The following is a 15,005-nucleotide window of genomic DNA, read 5'->3' on the forward strand; positions in this document are numbered from 1 at the left end:
TGCGATTCCACCAACGGACCTCGCACCTTGCAACAGGAGGCGCACCATGATCGGCATGGACCGCCGCACCGGCCAACCTTTGGCCGGCATCGCCCACCTTCGTCAGTCCATCGAGGACATCCTGTCCACCCCGCTAGGCAGCCGTCGCATGCGCCCCGAGTACGGTAGCCAGTTGCGTCGCTACGTCGACTTGCCCGTCAACGACGGCTGGAAGAGCGCCGTGCAAGCGGAAGTCGCCCGCGCCTTGGGGCGTTGGGAGCCGCGCCTGAAGCTTGAGCGGGTGCGTGTGCTGTCGGTGCTCGACGGCCAGGTCAACCTCGCCCTCAGCGGCCGTTACCTGGGCGATGACGCCCTGGTGGAGGTCAGCATATGAGCCAGGTGGACTTGTCGAAACTCCCTGCGCCTCAGTTGCTCGAAGACCTTGACTACGAGGCGCTGTACCAAGCCGACCTGGAGGCCTTCCGCGCCCAGATGGGCGACGGCTGGACCGCCCAGTTGGAAAGCGATCCGGTAACCAAGCTGCTGGAGGTCGGGGCCTACCGCAAGCTGCTCAACCGCGCCCGTATCAACGACGCGGCCAAGGCGCTGCTGCTGGCCTACGCCCAAGGGAGCGACCTCGACCAACTGGCGGCCAACGTCAATCTCCAGCGCTTGGTGGTCCAGGCCGAGGACTTGCAGGCGGTGCCGCCGCTGGCGCAGGTGTTGGAAGCCGACGACGCCCTGCGCGAGCGGGTGCAACTGGTCTACGAAGGTCTGACCACCGCCGGCCCGCGCAACAGCTACATCCTGCATGCCCGCAACGCTTCGGGGCTGGTCGCTGACGCGACCGCTGAAAGTCCGGCGCCGGCAGAGGTGGTGGTGACGGTGCTGGCACTGGATGGCAATGGCGAGGCCCCACCGGCGCTGCTGGAGGTCGTGCGCCAGTACCTCAACGATGACGACGTACGCCCCGTGGCGGACCGGTTGACGGTGCAGTCCGCGCAGATCCTGCCGTACCGCATCGATGCGGTGGTGCACATGGCCGGGACCGGGCCTGAGAACGAGGCGCTGCTGGTCGAGTGCGAGCGACGCCTGGCTGCCTGGATCAACCCACGGCGCAGGCTGGGGATGGAGGTTTCCCGTTCAGGCGTCGATGCCCAGTTGCATATCAACGGGGTGAGCCGCGTGGAGCTGGCGAACTGGGTCGACATTCGCCCGAGCAAAGCCCAGGCCGCCTGGTGCGAAGGGTTCACCGTGGTGCGAGGGGGCTGACATGACTGGCCTTTTACCGATCAACAGCACGGCGTTGGAGCGCGCGCTCGATGGCACCAGCGCCGAGGACCTCAAGCCTGCCCTGCGCACGCTCTACAACCCCGACACCTGCCCGCCGCACCTGCTGTACCAACTGGCCTGGGCCTGGTCGGTCGACCGCTGGGACGACAACTGGAGCGAGGCGGTCAAGCGCTCGGTGATCCGCGCAGCGTTTTCCGTACATGCCCATAAAGGCACTGTCGGTGCGCTCCGTCGGGTGGTCGAGCCGTTTGGCTATCTGATCGAAATCAACGAATGGTTCGAGCTGCAGCCGCCCGGTGCGCCGGGCACCTTCGCGCTTAAGGTCGGGGTCGCTGACGAAGGTATAAGCGAGCAGACCTATCAGGAGCTGACGCATCTGATCGACGACGCCAAACCCGTCAGCCGGCACCTACTCGCCCTGGATATCAGCCTTGAAACCCTCATTCCGGCCTATCAGGCCGTTTCCGTGTTCGATGGCGAGGTGATGGAGGTGTACCCGTGGGAGGCGTCTGATATCGACGTGTACCTAGGCAGCTTCCACCTTGTGAACGAGCACATCACAGACACACTGGATGTTTATCTCAATGGCTAACTCAACCACGCAATTTGGTGGGTTCCTGACCAACATCGGGATTGCCCAGCAGGCCAACAGCGCTGCGCTGGGCGTACCGTGGAACATTACCCACATGCTCATCGGGGACGCAGGTGGCGACCCCTCCGAATCACCAGAGCCTACGCCGAAACCGACACAGACAGCCCTGGTACGCCAGGTACTGCGGGCGCAACTCAATGCCTTGTACCCCTCGCCAGCCGACCCGGCCGTGCTGGTCGCCGAACTGGTACTTCCACCGGAAGTCGGCGGTTGGTGGATTCGAGAGCTGGCCCTGGAGGACGCGAACGGCAACTTCGTCGCGGTAGCCAAGCCTGCGCCCAGCTACAAGCCGCTGCTCGCCCAAGGCTCGGGCCGCACGCAGACGATCCGCATGCATGTGGTGTTCGGCAATGTCGCGAACATCAACCTCAAAATCGACCCCAGCATCGTGCTAGCCACCCGCGAGTACGTGGACAAAGCCCGGGAAGCGGCCGAGCTGTATACCCGTAACCAGCTCAAGGCCCACACCGACGCGGCGAACCCGCACCCGCAATACCTGTTGCGCTCGGCGGTGGCCAAGGACTCGGGACCGTTGGCCTGGTTGGGCGATGCGGCCGGCACGGCCAACGCTTTGGCCCTGACCCTCAAGCATGCCGAGGCCACGCTGACGGCCTACGCGGCGGGGCAGCGCTTCCAGTTCAAGGCGACGGCCAGCAACACTGGCCCGGTCACGGCCAAGATTGGCGGCCTGGCTGCGGTGGCGGTGAAGAAATCCGAAGGCGGCGGCCTGGTGGATTTGGTAGGCGGTGACATTCGCGCAGGGGCGCTGTACGACCTGAACTACGACGGGACCTATTTCCAGCTGGGCGGCGGTGTCGGTGCCGGCAAGGCGTTCGAGCGCTTCTCGTTCGAGGCCTCGGTGGCTCAGACCGTGTTCCCGGCTCGCCACACTGTCGGCAGCATCATCGTGCTGCGCAATGGGCGTGAAGTCACTGACTACGTGTCCGACGGCGAAACAGTGACGCTCACGACGCCATGTGAAATGGGCGACTCGGTGCAGATCCTGGCCTTCGGCTCGTTCAAGACCGCCGACACCTACACCAAGGCCGAGCTACAAGCCCTTTTGCTCACGGCCAGCGCCTTGCCTGTGGGCGGCATTCTTCCGTTCCCACGGGGCGTGGTGCCGGCTGGCTACCTCGAACTTGATGGCAGTGTGCAGAAGATCGCCACGTTCCCCGATCTGGCTGCCTATCTGGCGGGGGCTTTCAACAAGGGTGATGAGCCTGCCGGCTACTTCCGTCTGCCTGATGGTCGCGGCGAGTTCCTGCGTGGCTGGGACCATGGGCGCGGGGTTGACGCTGGTCGCACGTTGGGCAGCGAGCAGCTGGATGCACTTCAGAACGTAACCGCTGCAATGGATTTTCGTCGTCTTTCTGGCGGCGCGTCGCTTATGAGCTCAGGAACGAATGGTGCGCTGAGCGTCGATCCAGGTGCTGGCACTCAAGGCACCGTCATCAATATTGGGCTTGGCAGCACGGGTCTGTCGAATGACGTTGTACGGTTCGACGCGTCGCGTGTTGCGCGAACGGCGGAGGAAACGCGTCCGCGTAACTTGGCAGTGATGTGGTGCATCAAGGCCTGGAGCGCGCCCGTAAACCAAGGCCAGATCGATATTGGCGCGCTGGTTGAGGAATTGACGGCCCTGCGTTCGTCCACGCCTGTGGGCGCCATCCTGCCGTTCCCGAAAGCCCAAGTGCCAGCGGGTTACTTGGAGCTGGACGGGAGCGTGCAGAGCGCTGCTGCGTACCCTGACCTGGCAGCGTACCTGGGTACTACCTACAACACGGGCGGAGAACCTGAGGGTTACTTCCGGTTGCCGGACTACCGTGGCGAGTTCCTGCGTGGCTGGGACCATGGGCGGGGAATCGATACAGGGCGAGTGCTTGGGTCCTGGCAGAAAGGATCTGCGCATAATTTCGATATTGGATCGACGTCGGCGATGGTGGGTGATCGTGTTGGCGTAACTACCGCAGCAGATGCCCGTAGTTCTGCAGGGTATGACGCCGGGATCGCGGGTGATTACCCGACGAACCAAAGCATCACACTTGCCGGGGGCACTGTAACTTCTTTGCTGGACAGTGCAGAAATTTCCTGGGGTGTCACCCGCCCCCGCAACCTGGCGGTGATGTGGTGCATCAAGGCCTGGAACGCGCCCGTGAATCAGGGGCAGGTCGATGTCGCTGCGCTCGCGCCGCTGGCGGCTCAGGCCACTGAAATCAAGTTGGGTACGGCCAGATTTGGCACACCTGCCGAACAGCTCGCGGGCATTCTGAAAACCGTCATGTCCAACCCAGCTGGGGTAATGGCGCTACTTGCTGCGTGGTTCCCGAAAAGAGTCTTCACAGACAACGACTACATTCGCATTCCTGATGTTCCGGGCGGGCTCATCCTGCAATGGGGTTTCGCGAATGGGTCCGCTGCGAGCGGCACAGTAACGTACCCCGTGGCTTTTCCCGTCGAGGCGCTGGGTGGAGTCCTTCAAAATCATTACACCACCTCCGATTCCGCTTCGTTCACGGTAAGGAATGCGGCTGTCACTACTAACGGCTTCAAGGGATCTAGAACGGGGTTCACTTGGGATTCGACAAACACCGCCCGAACACTGGCGTTCAACTGGCTAGCCTGGGGGTACTGACATGGTTTTCTTTGACCCATTAACAAAATCGTTCATCCCAGTCGCTTGGAAAACAGACGGTACATACACCGAGGATGCGTGGCCGGCAGACGCGGTGTTGCTCAATGAAGCAGAGCAAGCCATGTATTGGAGGCAGTCGCCGCCGGAGGGTAAGCAGCTTGGCTCTGTGGATGGTCGGCCGGTTTGGGTTGACTTGCCAGGGTTGACCTTCGAGCAGATGGCCAAGGCTGAGCGCGCATGGCGTGATGCCGAGGTGCAGCGTACCGAGTGGCTTGTGAATCGCCATCGCGACGAGCAGGACATGCAGCTGGCCACCACACTGACCGCCGAGCAGTTCGCGGAGCTGCTGGTGTACCGCCAGGCCCTGCGCGACTGGCCACAGTCCCAGGCCTTCCCTGATACCGAGCAGCGCCCCGTTGCACCGGCCTTCCTGTCCGCCCTGGAGGGCATGCAATGAATCGAGCAAGCATCATGGCGCTGCTGGATACCGTCCTGTTGCGCTCCTGGCGCATCGGCGCCGATCCGATTGTGGCGTCCACCGCGCTGACGGCTGACCAGCTCGGGCATGTCGTGGTCGATGCCACGGCAGGCGCTGTTGCAGTCACTCTGCCGAGTGCCGTCGCTGCCCTGCGCGGGGTCGAGGTCACGTTACGCCGCAAAGACGTCACAACCAACGTGCTGAGCATCGTGGCGGCAGGCGCTGACAAGATCGTCCTGCCTGGAGACGCCAATGGCATCGCTGCCACGGAGCTGCTTTTCCCTGGCGACTACCTGACCCTACGCGCCGATGGCGCTGGTAAGTGGTGGTGTGTCGCCCAGGCGCAATTGCCGGCAAGCGTAACGTCCGTAATAACCAAGTTCGCCGTGGCGGGCGTGTACACCTATACCGTGCCGGCAGTGTTTCGCTCGGGCCGTCGCCGGGCACTGGTGACGGTCACGGGCGGTGGCGGTGGTGGCGGGCATACTGAGTCAACCGCTATTGCGGCTGGTGGTGGCGGTGGCGGCGGTCGAGGCACTTCCAACGTTGATTTGTACGGTATCAACACTGTGACAGTAACAGTTGGAGTGGGCGGGCCAGGTGCACCCGCAGGGGCGTCAGCTGCGGGAACGTCGGGTGGTGCTTCCTCATTTGGAGCCTTTATCAGTTCCACAGGTGGGGTGAATGGATCAACGCCGAGCGGGGGAATTGCTGGCACTACGACAGGCGATATCGTACATCCGGTATCCGCAGCGGGCAGCGGTACAGCTAACTGTCTTGGGAATGGTGGCGGTTTCGGTGGTGGCAGTAAGGCGCTCAACTGGAATAAGGGGGATGACGGCTTAGCCCCAGGCGGAGGCGGTGCCGGCGGCGCGGGTACTTCGGGTACGCGTGGTGGCGGTAAGGGTGCTCCGGGTGAAGTTTTGATCGAGGTGGCGTGATATGTGGGCATTGATTGTTGATGGCGCCGTGCGCGAAGTGACCGAGATTGACCCGGCTGGGCGCTTCCATCCGTCGCTGATATGGGTGGGGTGTGGTGCCGACGTGTCTCCCGGTGATCGTTACGACGAAGGCGCTTTCGGGCCGCCACCGGCCGACGATCCGGCCGAGGCCGAGCGCGCCTGGCGTGATGGTGAAATCGCCGCACATGAGTGGCTGGTGTCGCGGCATCGCGCCGAGATCGAGCTGCAGCGCGACACCACGTTGACCGCCGAGCAGTACACCGAGCTCTTGCAGTACCTGCAGGCGCTCCGCGACTGGCCAGCGGCTGAGGCCTTCCCCGACAGTACCCAGCGCCCCACGGCACCACCCTGGATCGCCGAACAAACCCAATGACGCCCCGCACCGACGGGGCGTTTTCTTTTCTGCTGTAACCCTCTTGGCCCCGCATCGCGGGGCCTTTGCATATCTGGAGAACTAAATGACTGGATTCTTCCACGGCGTCACCGTGACCAACGTCGACACCGGCGCACGCAGCATCGCGCTGCCGTCGTCTTCGATCATCGGCTTGGTCGACACCTTCACTGAAGGCCCGGGTGTCACCGCCAAGGCCAACGACTTGGTACTGATCACCAGCGAGCGCGAAGCGGTCGCGGCATTCGGCAAGGACGCGGCGATCACCAAGGCCTGCCGCGCCGTCTATACCCGCGCCAAGGCGGTGATCGTCGCCTGCGGCGTGGCCAAGGTCGAAGACGCTGCCGAGCAGACCGCCGCCATCATCGGCACTGTCCAGAACGACGGCAAGCGTACCGGCCTTCAGGCATTGCTCGATGGCAAGAGCCGCTTCAATGCCCAGCCACGCCTGCTGGTGGCGCCCAAGCACAGCGCCACCGATGCAGTCGGCACGGCCCTGGTGGCATTGGCCGACAAGCTGCGCGGCATCGCCATCATCGACGGCCCCAATACCACTGACGAGGCGGCCATCGCCTACGCCGGCAACTTTGGCGCCAAGCGGGCCTTCATGGTCGACCCAGGCGTGCGTTACTGGGACAACGACAGCGAAGCCACCGTCGACGCGCCGGGCTCGGCCTGGGTCGCCGGCCTGTTCGCCTGGACCGACAACGAATACGGCTTCTGGGCCTCGCCTTCGAACAAGGAATTCGTCGGCATCACCGGCACCGGTCGCCCGGTGGAGTTCCTCGATGGCGACGACAGCTGCCGCGCCAACCTGCTGAACAACGCCAACGTCGCCACCATCATCCGCGACGACGGCTTCCGTCTGTGGGGCAACCGTACGCTGTCGAGCGACCCGAAATGGGCCTTCGTCACCCGCGTGCGGACCCTGGACATCGTCATGGACGCGATTCTGTACGGCCACAAATGGGCCGTCGATCGTGCCATCACCGCCACCTACGTCAAGGACGTCACCGAAGGCCTGCAGGCCTTCATGCGCGACCTGAAGAACCAAGGTGCGATCATCAACTTCGAGGTCTATGCCGACCCCGAGCTGAACACCGCCAGCCAGCTGGAGCAGGGCAAGGTGTATTGGAACATCCGCTTCACCGACGTCCCGCCCGCCGAAAACCCCAACTTCCGCGTCGAAGTCACCAACCAGTGGCTGACCGAAGTTCTCGATTCCGCTGCTTAAGGAGCGCATTACATGGCAATGATTCCCGAAACCCTGGCCAACCTGAACCTGTTCGTCGATGGCGTCAGCTTCCAGGGCGATGTCCCCAGCCTGACCTTGCCCAAGCTCACCCTGAAAATGGAGGAGCACCGCCCAGGCGGCATGGACATGCCGGTCGAGATGGACCTGGGCATGGAAAAACTCGAAGCGGCCTTCAGCACCACCGGCGTGCGTCGCGAGGCGCTGAAGTTCTTCGGCCTGGCCGATGCCAGCGCCTTCAACGGTACTTTCCGCGGGGCCTTCAAGGGCCTGAAGGGCAAGATCACCCCAGTGGTCGTCACTCTGCGTGGTGCGCTCAAGGAGGTCGAGATGGGCGATTGGAAGTCCGCTGAAAAAGCCGAGATCAAGCACAGCGTCGCCGTGACCTTCTACAAGCTCGAAGTCGATGGCCGCCCGGTCTACGAGATCGACGCCCTGGGCATGAAGCGCGTGATCAACGGTGTCGATCAACTGGCCGCCCAGCGCGCGGCCCTTGGCTTGTAAGGAGGCCTGACGATGGCTCAAGCGAAAAAGCTTCCGCAATGGCTGACCCTCAGTGCCGACCGCGTGACCGTGCGGCTTTCGCGCCCCAGTGAGGCCAATGGCGTGCAGGTCGACAGCCTGTCGTTGCGCGCCCCGACGGTGCGCGACATCCGTAACGCCCAGGCAGGCGGCGCCCATGACGACGAGCAGCGCGAACTGAACTTGTTCGCCTCCCTCGCCGAAGTCGGTGTCAAGGATCTGGAAGGCCTGGCCCTGAAGGACTACAGCCGCCTGCAGAGCGGCTACTTTCGCCTGGTGCAGGACGACGAGCTTTGACCCTGCCCGACAGAAGGCCGCCGCCCGGCGGCTGGCCAAGGAGCTGAACTTTTCCGCGAGCGAAATCATGACCATGTCGTACAGCGACATGGTCTGGTGGCTGGCGGAGTGATCAGGAGGAACCTATGGAGAACACATCGGTGCTCACCGTCGGCGTCACCAGCGATCGGGCACTGGGCAGTACCTTCAATACGTTGCGCGCTCAATTCGAACGCTTGCGCATGCCGCTTGAGGCCATGCAAGTCGAGCCGTACATCAGCGAGATCAGCCGTCTGGGGTTGGAGGTCGACAAGACGGCACAGACCCAAAGACGGCTGGCCAGCGATCAGACATGGGCCTTGAAGGCGCAGGTCGACCAGGTGCGGCGCCTTACCGATGAGATCGAGCGCCTGCGCAAGCTTTGCCTGTCTGCAAGCGAGATTGGCTCCTCGCAGGCGCCGCGCCAGAGCGTCGTGATGAGTCCTGTACAGGGGCCTATGGGCAGCGATCCGCCTGAGCCGCGTAGCTCGGAACAGGGATTCATCCCTCTGGAGTCGGCGAACAGTGGTCTGACGGTAGTCAAGGCCGGCATGATCGGCACGGCCACCGTCGGCGCAGGCGTTGCCGCTGCTGCGCTTGGGCGTGCTGCGCACAGGATGTATAAGCGCCAATCACTTAAAAGGCGCCGTGAGATCACCCGTGGCGTTCGGCAGAGCGCTGGCAAGGCGGGCGCCAAGCTGGTCAGCAAACTGGGGTTGGCGACGTTGGAGGACAGTGGCCAGGACCAGGCCGAGGCGGTGGGTGCAGCCCTCGGCGGTGCGCTCGGAAACATGGGCGCGCAACTACTGGGTGGCCTGACCAAGAACAAGCAGATCCAAATGCATGGCGGTGAGATCGGTGAGCTGATAGGCGAGGGTGTCGGCGGCTTTATCGGCAAGACATTCCATGGCTGGTTTTCTGACACGGCGGGCGCCAACGAGGTGCCTGACGACAGCGCAGTGCAGGCGTCAGCGGCCTTATCGCAGCAACCCGCGGAACAAGGGGCGTTTTCTCAGGGGCCGCAGACAAGCAGCCGGGAAGGCATCAACAGGGGATTGGTCATAGGCGGTGCCCTTGTTGGTACCGCAGCGGTCGCGATGGCCGGACGCAAAGCCCATAAAGCTTACTCGCGTCTGCCACGTAAGCGGCGCAATAGACCCGCTGGTGGTCTGCGGGAGAGCGCTGGCAAAGCTGGCGCCAAGCTGATCGGTAACTTGGGCTTGGCCCTGCTTGAGGACAGCGGCGAAGACCAAGCTGAAGCAGTCGGATCCGCGCTTGGCGGTGCGATGGGGAACCTCGGCACGCAGCTGTTGGGAGGCCTGACCAAGAACAAGCGGATCCAGCAGTACGGCGGTGAGATCGGCGAATTGATCGGCGAAGGCATCGGCGGCTTCCTCGGCAAGACGGTCCATGGGGTGTTCTCCGGCACGCCGGCTGCCAACGATCCGTCCGCCATAACAGCCCCCGGTAGTGCCATAAGCCGTTCAGCCTCGGGCCATGCACACCAAGTCGTTGATGAATGGGCGTCGGATGAAAGCGGTGAGCAAGTGGAGGAGGAAGAGGAAGAAGAGGAGGTGGATGAAGCAGCGCCCGAGCCTGCGTTTTCCGAAGCGCAGGAGCCTGCTTCTGCCGCGCTCGTGCAAAGGGCTGCCCAGAAGCCCGCTTTCACCCTAGGCAGCACCGCGGTCACCGGCCTTGCAGGCAAGGCCAGGCCTGGCAGTGCCGGCGCTTCCTTGGCCCGACGGGCGTTCAGGCGAGTGCCAGGCGTTGCGTTGCTCGACACCGGCCTGCAACTTGCCGAAACCTTTAACAGCGACGCCACCCAGGAGCAAAAGCTCGAAGGCTATGGCAGCGCTGTCGGTGGTCTGGGTGGTGGCCTTGCCGGTGCAGCCGCCGGTGCGGCTATCGGTTCGGTAGTACCGGTGATCGGGACCGCGATCGGCGGCTTGATCGGAGGTGTGTTGGGCAGCATGGGTGGAGAGGGTATCGGTGGCTGGCTGGGCAGGACGCTGGCCTCGAACAAGGACGAAGCGGCTGGCAAACCTGCCGTGAGCGAGGCGGCGCGAGTACTGGATACTGCCTCTGCGCCGCCAACGTTGCCCGCATCACCCGCTGCGTCGCCGACGCAACCGACTCCTCCTACCACCATCAACCAGCAATTCACCTTCACATCCAACATGCCGGTCACTTTCAACAACAGCCTGGATGATCCTTCGGTCCTCCAGCAACTGGAGATGATCGCCCGGCGTCAGCTGGAAGAGCTGATGCGCCAAGCCCGCTCGGCGCAATTGGCAGATACCCCACATATCGCACTTTGAGGACTATCCATGACCTATCTGGAGCAGCTGCAAGCCACGCTGCACGCCCTGGTCAAGGCGGGAGAGGCAGGGCGTCGGCGTGCCGATGCCATGCTCGATCCGATGGCCGAGGCGATCGATCATATCCAGGGCGCCGTCTCCGACCTGGAGGCGTTGCCGGTGGTCGGCCCGATCATTGGGGCCAAACTCCAGCGCACCCTGGGCGCGATCAACCGGGCCCAGGATCAGGTGGCAAAGGTCGTGGCCAAATATGACCAGGCGGTGGCAGTGGTGCGGCAGGTACGGGAGCGCATCGACAGTTTTGCCGGCCATGCGGCCAAAGCTGGCGCGGCAATCCGTCGTGTCGTCGGGGCGGTGAGTTCGACGGTGGAGGGCGTGCTGTCGACTCTGGGCTTCGCGCCCGAGGTAACGCCCGCCGCCGAAGCGGTCAAGCCGTTCCCCCACCTGTTGGTTCTGCAACCGTTGAAGCCAGGCGCTGCGCCCTATTACTTCAACCTCGATACCGCTGCCTTCGATCAGTTGCGTCGCCAGACGCGCTATCGCTGGGTCGGGCAAGAGCGCCTGAGCCGCGACAACGCGCAACAGGCTGTCAGCCTGGGCGAGGAGCACATCTACATCCGCGGGGCCATCTACCCCGGCTTCAAGGGCGGTATCGGCCAGTTGCAGGCGCTGCGCAGCATCGGCCGTCAACTGTTGCCCCTGTCCTTGACCACGGGCTACGGCGAGGTGCTCGGCACTTGGTGCCTGACCAGCATCGAAGAGGAGCAGAGCCAACTGTTGGCTGGCGGCATTCCGCGCAAACAAGGGTTTTCACTGGAGTTCGTGAGCTATGGCCAAGACCTGCGCAACCTCTGAGGGCGATCTGCTCGACACGCTCTGCCAGCACTACTATGGGCACCTTGTGGGCTCCGTCGAGGCGGTGCTGGATGCCAACCAAGGACTGGCGGATGAGCCTCAGCCGTTTCGCGCAGGCGTGAGGATTCGACTGCCGGAGCTGCCCGCGGTGGCGAGCGACACCCTGCAACTGTGGGACTGATGCGTGGCCGGTTTCGACCGGGCCGGGCAACGGTTCCTTCCAAGGAGCCTGACATGCAACCGCAATTTCGCATTACCGCCGACGGACACGACGTTACCCTGCTGATCAACGACCGCCTGCTCTCACTGCGCACCACGGACAAGCCTGCCCTTGAGTCGGACGAGTTCGAGTTGCGCATCGATGCCCGTGACGGCGCTGTCGCACTGCCGTCCCGGGGCGCCGTGCTCGAGGTGCACCTGGGCTATGCCGGACAGACATTGAACCTGCTGGGGCGCTACACCGTCGATGAGATCGAGCTGACCGGCCCGCCGGATACCCTGGTGATCCGAGGCAAGGCCAGCGACCTGCGTGGCAGCGGCAAGACCATACGCAGCGGCAGTTGGGAGCAGGTCACGCTGCAGCGCATCGTTGCCGACATCGCTGCCCGCAATGGCTGGCAGGCGGTGTGCCCCGTGACGCTGCACGTGCCGCGGGTCGATCAGTACAGCGAGTCCGATTTTAATTTCATCACCCGCCTGGCACGGCTGCACGACTGCACTGCAAAGCTTGCCAATGGCCAGCTGTTGGTACTGCCGCGCCAGGGAGGGCAGAGCGCCAGCGGCAAGGCCCTCGGTGTGGTAAGCATTGCCCGCGCCGATGTCAGCCAGTGGCAGTTTCGCCTGGGCGATAAAACCACGCACAAAGCGGTACGCGCCCGCCACCAAGATCCTGCCAGCGGTGAACTCAAGACGGTCGAGCTCGCCAATGGCGATGCGCCGGACGGCCTGCAACCTGTGTACACCGATCGCCATCTCTACCCCAACCGCGCTGCCGCTGAACAAGCGGCCAGGGCCCGCCTGGCCAGCTTCAATCGCGACACCGCCAGCGTGCGCCTGGACATGCCAGGGCGTACCGACCTCTTCGCCGAGCGACGTATCAATCTGCAAGGGTTTCTTCATGGCCTGGACGGGGACTATCTGGTCGAATCGGTCGAGCAGGTGTTCACCCTGTCGGGCTGGCGTACCACCGTGCAATGCAATGGCGGTAATGGGGGGAAGGCAAAAGCAAAAGGGAATGCCCCAAGCGTAGCGGCCTGATGAAGCAGTAATGGAGAGGGTAGCTGTGCAGATTTCCGGGTGCCTGTGGCGCTCAGCGCTCCCTAAAGTCGTCCTTCAACCCTGAGGACGACAGAGGAGTGTCGAGCGATGTCTGGAGCAATCACCTGCCGAGATATATGTGTCATAGACAATGGAATCACTGCCTAAGAGCACTCGAAACTGCTGGAGTTATTGAGTGGCGCTGTATGGCGATATGGCTGGCCCTATCCGTACTCACCATTGGAGCGTCCTTGTTGGCACAGCTTTATTGCAGGGACGCGTAGAGGCGAACTAGAGGACTGTGAACAAGAACTGCGTGAGCGATCGGAATGGGCATTTCTCGCGGACTGCTGGGCGCGCATAAAGGCCGTTCATATGCCTGAAGCGATCTTACTCGGCGTATACGCAAATGGACAAACCAGCGCTCAGGACGGCCCCATACACCGGGACAATACACCTGACGAACCGGGGCGCACCGTGATGTTGTTCTGTAGTGAACACTGGGCGACCTGCTGGGGCGGTGAATTGATGTTCTATGCAGACGACAAGGAAACAATCCTCACAGCCGTTCAGCCCAAGGCACGACGGGTCGTCGTGTTCAATGGCCAGATACACCATGGTGCCAGGGCTCCTGCCACTAGCTGCAACCGGTTGCGCATGAGCGTTGCATTCAAGACGCTGATTAAGGGGTAGTGTCGTATGGCTAGGACCGTTGAAATAATCCTGGGGTATGTCGACACAACTGCCGGTGCGACGGCGGCAGGAACTTCATTAATCGATCAATACAACAGTGATAAGCAGGGCTTCGCCTTGGTGAACCAGAGCGCGCAGACGGGAGCGGCTGTGGCCAATGTAACGTCGATTGTAAAGTTGACAGCTGGGCTCACACCATTCTTGAATCTTCAAACCAATACGTTTGCCGCCACTACCGTTTTGTTGAAGATCACAGCCAAATATCGTGAGGATAAAGGCTTTGATACAGGGGATGTCATTAGTTTGGTTGGTAATTTAGTGGGGGTGGTCGGTAGTTTAATGTTATTAGGGGGTGCAGTAGGGGCGGGAGGGTTTGTCGCTGTGGGTGTGCTTACGAGCTTGGCCGGAGTGGTGACCTCGGATGTTGCGAAGAAAATATACTCATCCTATGTGAAGCCAATCTGGGAAAGGAATTTTCGCTCTAGGCCTAACGCTTCATATCAAAATTATTGGGTTGCGCCTGATTTGAAGCTAGTAACGCTTGCACAGATCAGAGCCGCGTATACAAATCGTATTGCCGTGATTCAATGGGATCCAAAGCGGGGCGTCGTTACAATTACCGGGAAAGACTATCACCTTTATGAAAATTCCGCCGGGTCGGGCGGAGGATATATCGAGAATGGATTTTCGAGGCCGCTGATTTTCCCAGTTTCACAGTCTCTCGGTTGGCGAGTTGACATTGGTCCTATTGAAATCGTAAGCCCTCAGAACAACTTCATTGGTATCGATCGGTACCACTGAGTATAAAGTTATCGGTTAAGAGGTCAGTCAAGGGTCTTAATATGTTTTCCATAAGCTCGTTCGCTCGAATGCTAAAAACACTGCCTCCAAGGCAGCAAATTTTCAATCTGTTGATTGTTGCGGTCGGGCTTTGGGTTTTTGCTGCGCTCTACTACTCGCAGCTGCGAGTGTATGCACCGGTTGATGTAACTAGGCTTGTGAACTTAGAGGGGCGTGTTAACGGCCATGCCTCATCTTGGGAGCATGATCCGGCTATCGTAACACTGGGGATCACTTTCAGGTTGAACGGGGCAAAACACGTCAAGGCAGTGTATGTCAACCAGGCGATCTACCAGCAGACAGGCTTACGGATTGGTTCTAAGGTACTTCTGACCGTGGAAGTCGGCGAGCCAGATATTGTACTGCGTGAACTGGCGACTCAAGAAGGGCTGGTTGTTTTCGATGATGATTTCAATCGACAAATAATCGAGTGGAACAATGAGTCGATCTGGCGAAATGTCGTGCTTTTGGCGCTTGTATCTTTTGCGCCATTTTTCGCGGCACTTAGAGTCGCCTGGAAACATCGTCGGACACTTTTTCAATAATGTCGATCGGCTCGATAA

General features: G+C 61.8%; 17 protein-coding genes. All 17 read left to right on the plus strand.

The features are described from left to right. Positions 1–46: 46 nt before the first annotated feature. The 17 genes from J5X93_RS05860 to J5X93_RS05940 all read left to right on the plus strand — a co-directional run bounded on the left by J5X93_RS05860 (position 47) and on the right by J5X93_RS05940 (position 14,987). Positions 47–373: a GPW/gp25 family protein gene (locus tag J5X93_RS05860; RefSeq protein WP_070572340.1), complete on the plus strand. Its 327-nt coding sequence runs from the start codon at positions 47–49 to the stop codon at positions 371–373. Then, positions 370–1,251, plus strand: coding sequence for a baseplate J/gp47 family protein (locus J5X93_RS05865; RefSeq protein WP_102082227.1), 882 nt, complete (start codon positions 370–372; stop codon positions 1,249–1,251). The genes J5X93_RS05860 and J5X93_RS05865 overlap by 4 nt, the downstream gene beginning before the upstream one ends. Before the next feature lies 1 nt (position 1,252). Then, a complete protein-coding gene (locus tag J5X93_RS05870) occupies positions 1,253–1,864 on the plus strand; it encodes a phage tail protein I (protein ID WP_182941633.1) in 612 nt (203 codons plus the stop codon). Next, on the plus strand, positions 1,857–4,559 hold the full coding sequence (locus J5X93_RS05875) for a phage tail-collar fiber domain-containing protein (RefSeq protein ID WP_182941631.1): 2,703 nt from the start codon (positions 1,857–1,859) through the stop codon (positions 4,557–4,559). The genes J5X93_RS05870 and J5X93_RS05875 overlap by 8 nt, the downstream gene beginning before the upstream one ends. Positions 4,560–4,680: 121 nt before the next feature. Next, entirely contained in the window at positions 4,681–5,016 is a 336-nt protein-coding gene (locus J5X93_RS05880; protein ID WP_250034549.1) for a phage tail assembly chaperone, read from the plus strand. Further along, entirely contained in the window at positions 5,013–5,978 is a 966-nt protein-coding gene (locus tag J5X93_RS05885; RefSeq protein WP_182941630.1) for a glycine-rich domain-containing protein, read from the plus strand. The genes J5X93_RS05880 and J5X93_RS05885 overlap by 4 nt, the downstream gene beginning before the upstream one ends. A 1-nt stretch (position 5,979) precedes the next feature. Next, the gene (locus J5X93_RS05890; RefSeq protein WP_182941629.1) at positions 5,980–6,372 is read left to right on the plus strand and encodes a phage tail assembly chaperone; all 393 of its coding nucleotides are present in this window, start codon (positions 5,980–5,982) and stop codon (positions 6,370–6,372) included. Positions 6,373–6,457: 85 nt separating this feature from the next. Further along, positions 6,458–7,624 (plus strand): phage tail sheath subtilisin-like domain-containing protein, encoded by a 1,167-nt coding sequence (locus J5X93_RS05895; protein WP_043208780.1) that lies wholly within the window; start codon positions 6,458–6,460, stop codon positions 7,622–7,624. 12 nt (positions 7,625–7,636) lie between these two features. Next, positions 7,637–8,146 (plus strand): phage major tail tube protein, encoded by a 510-nt coding sequence (locus J5X93_RS05900; protein ID WP_102082232.1) that lies wholly within the window; start codon positions 7,637–7,639, stop codon positions 8,144–8,146. 12 nt (positions 8,147–8,158) lie between these two features. Continuing rightward, positions 8,159–8,461, plus strand: coding sequence for a phage tail assembly protein (locus J5X93_RS05905; protein ID WP_182941628.1), 303 nt, complete (start codon positions 8,159–8,161; stop codon positions 8,459–8,461). A 140-nt stretch (positions 8,462–8,601) separates the two neighbouring features. Further along, positions 8,602–10,797, plus strand: a complete 2,196-nt coding sequence (locus J5X93_RS05910) for a hypothetical protein (RefSeq protein WP_250034550.1) — start codon at positions 8,602–8,604, stop codon at positions 10,795–10,797. A 9-nt stretch (positions 10,798–10,806) separates the two neighbouring features. After that, positions 10,807–11,652, plus strand: coding sequence for a phage tail protein (locus J5X93_RS05915; RefSeq protein WP_182941626.1), 846 nt, complete (start codon positions 10,807–10,809; stop codon positions 11,650–11,652). Continuing rightward, entirely contained in the window at positions 11,627–11,833 is a 207-nt protein-coding gene (locus J5X93_RS05920; RefSeq protein WP_043208769.1) for a tail protein X, read from the plus strand. Before J5X93_RS05915 ends, J5X93_RS05920 begins: the two co-directional genes overlap by 26 nt. Positions 11,834–11,886: 53 nt before the next feature. Further along, entirely contained in the window at positions 11,887–12,909 is a 1,023-nt protein-coding gene (locus J5X93_RS05925) for a phage late control D family protein (protein WP_182941624.1), read from the plus strand. A gap of 375 nt (positions 12,910–13,284) precedes the next feature. Then, on the plus strand, positions 13,285–13,602 hold the full coding sequence (locus J5X93_RS05930; RefSeq protein WP_070572322.1) for a 2OG-Fe(II) oxygenase: 318 nt from the start codon (positions 13,285–13,287) through the stop codon (positions 13,600–13,602). A gap of 6 nt (positions 13,603–13,608) precedes the next feature. Further along, positions 13,609–14,403: a hypothetical protein gene (locus J5X93_RS05935; protein ID WP_182941622.1), complete on the plus strand. Its 795-nt coding sequence runs from the start codon at positions 13,609–13,611 to the stop codon at positions 14,401–14,403. Between the two features lie 68 nt (positions 14,404–14,471). Next, positions 14,472–14,987: a hypothetical protein gene (locus tag J5X93_RS05940; RefSeq protein WP_182941620.1), complete on the plus strand. Its 516-nt coding sequence runs from the start codon at positions 14,472–14,474 to the stop codon at positions 14,985–14,987. Positions 14,988–15,005: the final 18 nt, after the last annotated feature.

This window comes from Pseudomonas sp. BYT-1, from assembly GCF_023611805.1.
Classification (GTDB): Bacteria; Pseudomonadota; Gammaproteobacteria; order Pseudomonadales; family Pseudomonadaceae; genus Aquipseudomonas; species Aquipseudomonas guariconensis.

Coding starts and splice junctions, on each gene's coding strand:
- J5X93_RS05860 (WP_070572340.1), top strand. CDS start 47: ATGATCGGCATGGACCGCCGCACCGGCCAACCTTTGGCCGGCATCGCC.
- J5X93_RS05865 (WP_102082227.1), top strand. CDS start 370: ATGAGCCAGGTGGACTTGTCGAAACTCCCTGCGCCTCAGTTGCTCGAA.
- J5X93_RS05870 (WP_182941633.1), top strand. CDS start 1,253: ATGACTGGCCTTTTACCGATCAACAGCACGGCGTTGGAGCGCGCGCTC.
- J5X93_RS05875 (WP_182941631.1), top strand. CDS start 1,857: ATGGCTAACTCAACCACGCAATTTGGTGGGTTCCTGACCAACATCGGG.
- J5X93_RS05880 (WP_250034549.1), top strand. CDS start 4,681: ATGTATTGGAGGCAGTCGCCGCCGGAGGGTAAGCAGCTTGGCTCTGTG.
- J5X93_RS05885 (WP_182941630.1), top strand. CDS start 5,013: ATGAATCGAGCAAGCATCATGGCGCTGCTGGATACCGTCCTGTTGCGC.
- J5X93_RS05890 (WP_182941629.1), top strand. CDS start 5,980: ATGTGGGCATTGATTGTTGATGGCGCCGTGCGCGAAGTGACCGAGATT.
- J5X93_RS05895 (WP_043208780.1), top strand. CDS start 6,458: ATGACTGGATTCTTCCACGGCGTCACCGTGACCAACGTCGACACCGGC.
- J5X93_RS05900 (WP_102082232.1), top strand. CDS start 7,637: ATGGCAATGATTCCCGAAACCCTGGCCAACCTGAACCTGTTCGTCGAT.
- J5X93_RS05905 (WP_182941628.1), top strand. CDS start 8,159: ATGGCTCAAGCGAAAAAGCTTCCGCAATGGCTGACCCTCAGTGCCGAC.
- J5X93_RS05915 (WP_182941626.1), top strand. CDS start 10,807: ATGACCTATCTGGAGCAGCTGCAAGCCACGCTGCACGCCCTGGTCAAG.
- J5X93_RS05920 (WP_043208769.1), top strand. CDS start 11,627: ATGGCCAAGACCTGCGCAACCTCTGAGGGCGATCTGCTCGACACGCTC.
- J5X93_RS05925 (WP_182941624.1), top strand. CDS start 11,887: ATGCAACCGCAATTTCGCATTACCGCCGACGGACACGACGTTACCCTG.
- J5X93_RS05930 (WP_070572322.1), top strand. CDS start 13,285: ATGCCTGAAGCGATCTTACTCGGCGTATACGCAAATGGACAAACCAGC.
- J5X93_RS05935 (WP_182941622.1), top strand. CDS start 13,609: ATGGCTAGGACCGTTGAAATAATCCTGGGGTATGTCGACACAACTGCC.
- J5X93_RS05940 (WP_182941620.1), top strand. CDS start 14,472: ATGCTAAAAACACTGCCTCCAAGGCAGCAAATTTTCAATCTGTTGATT.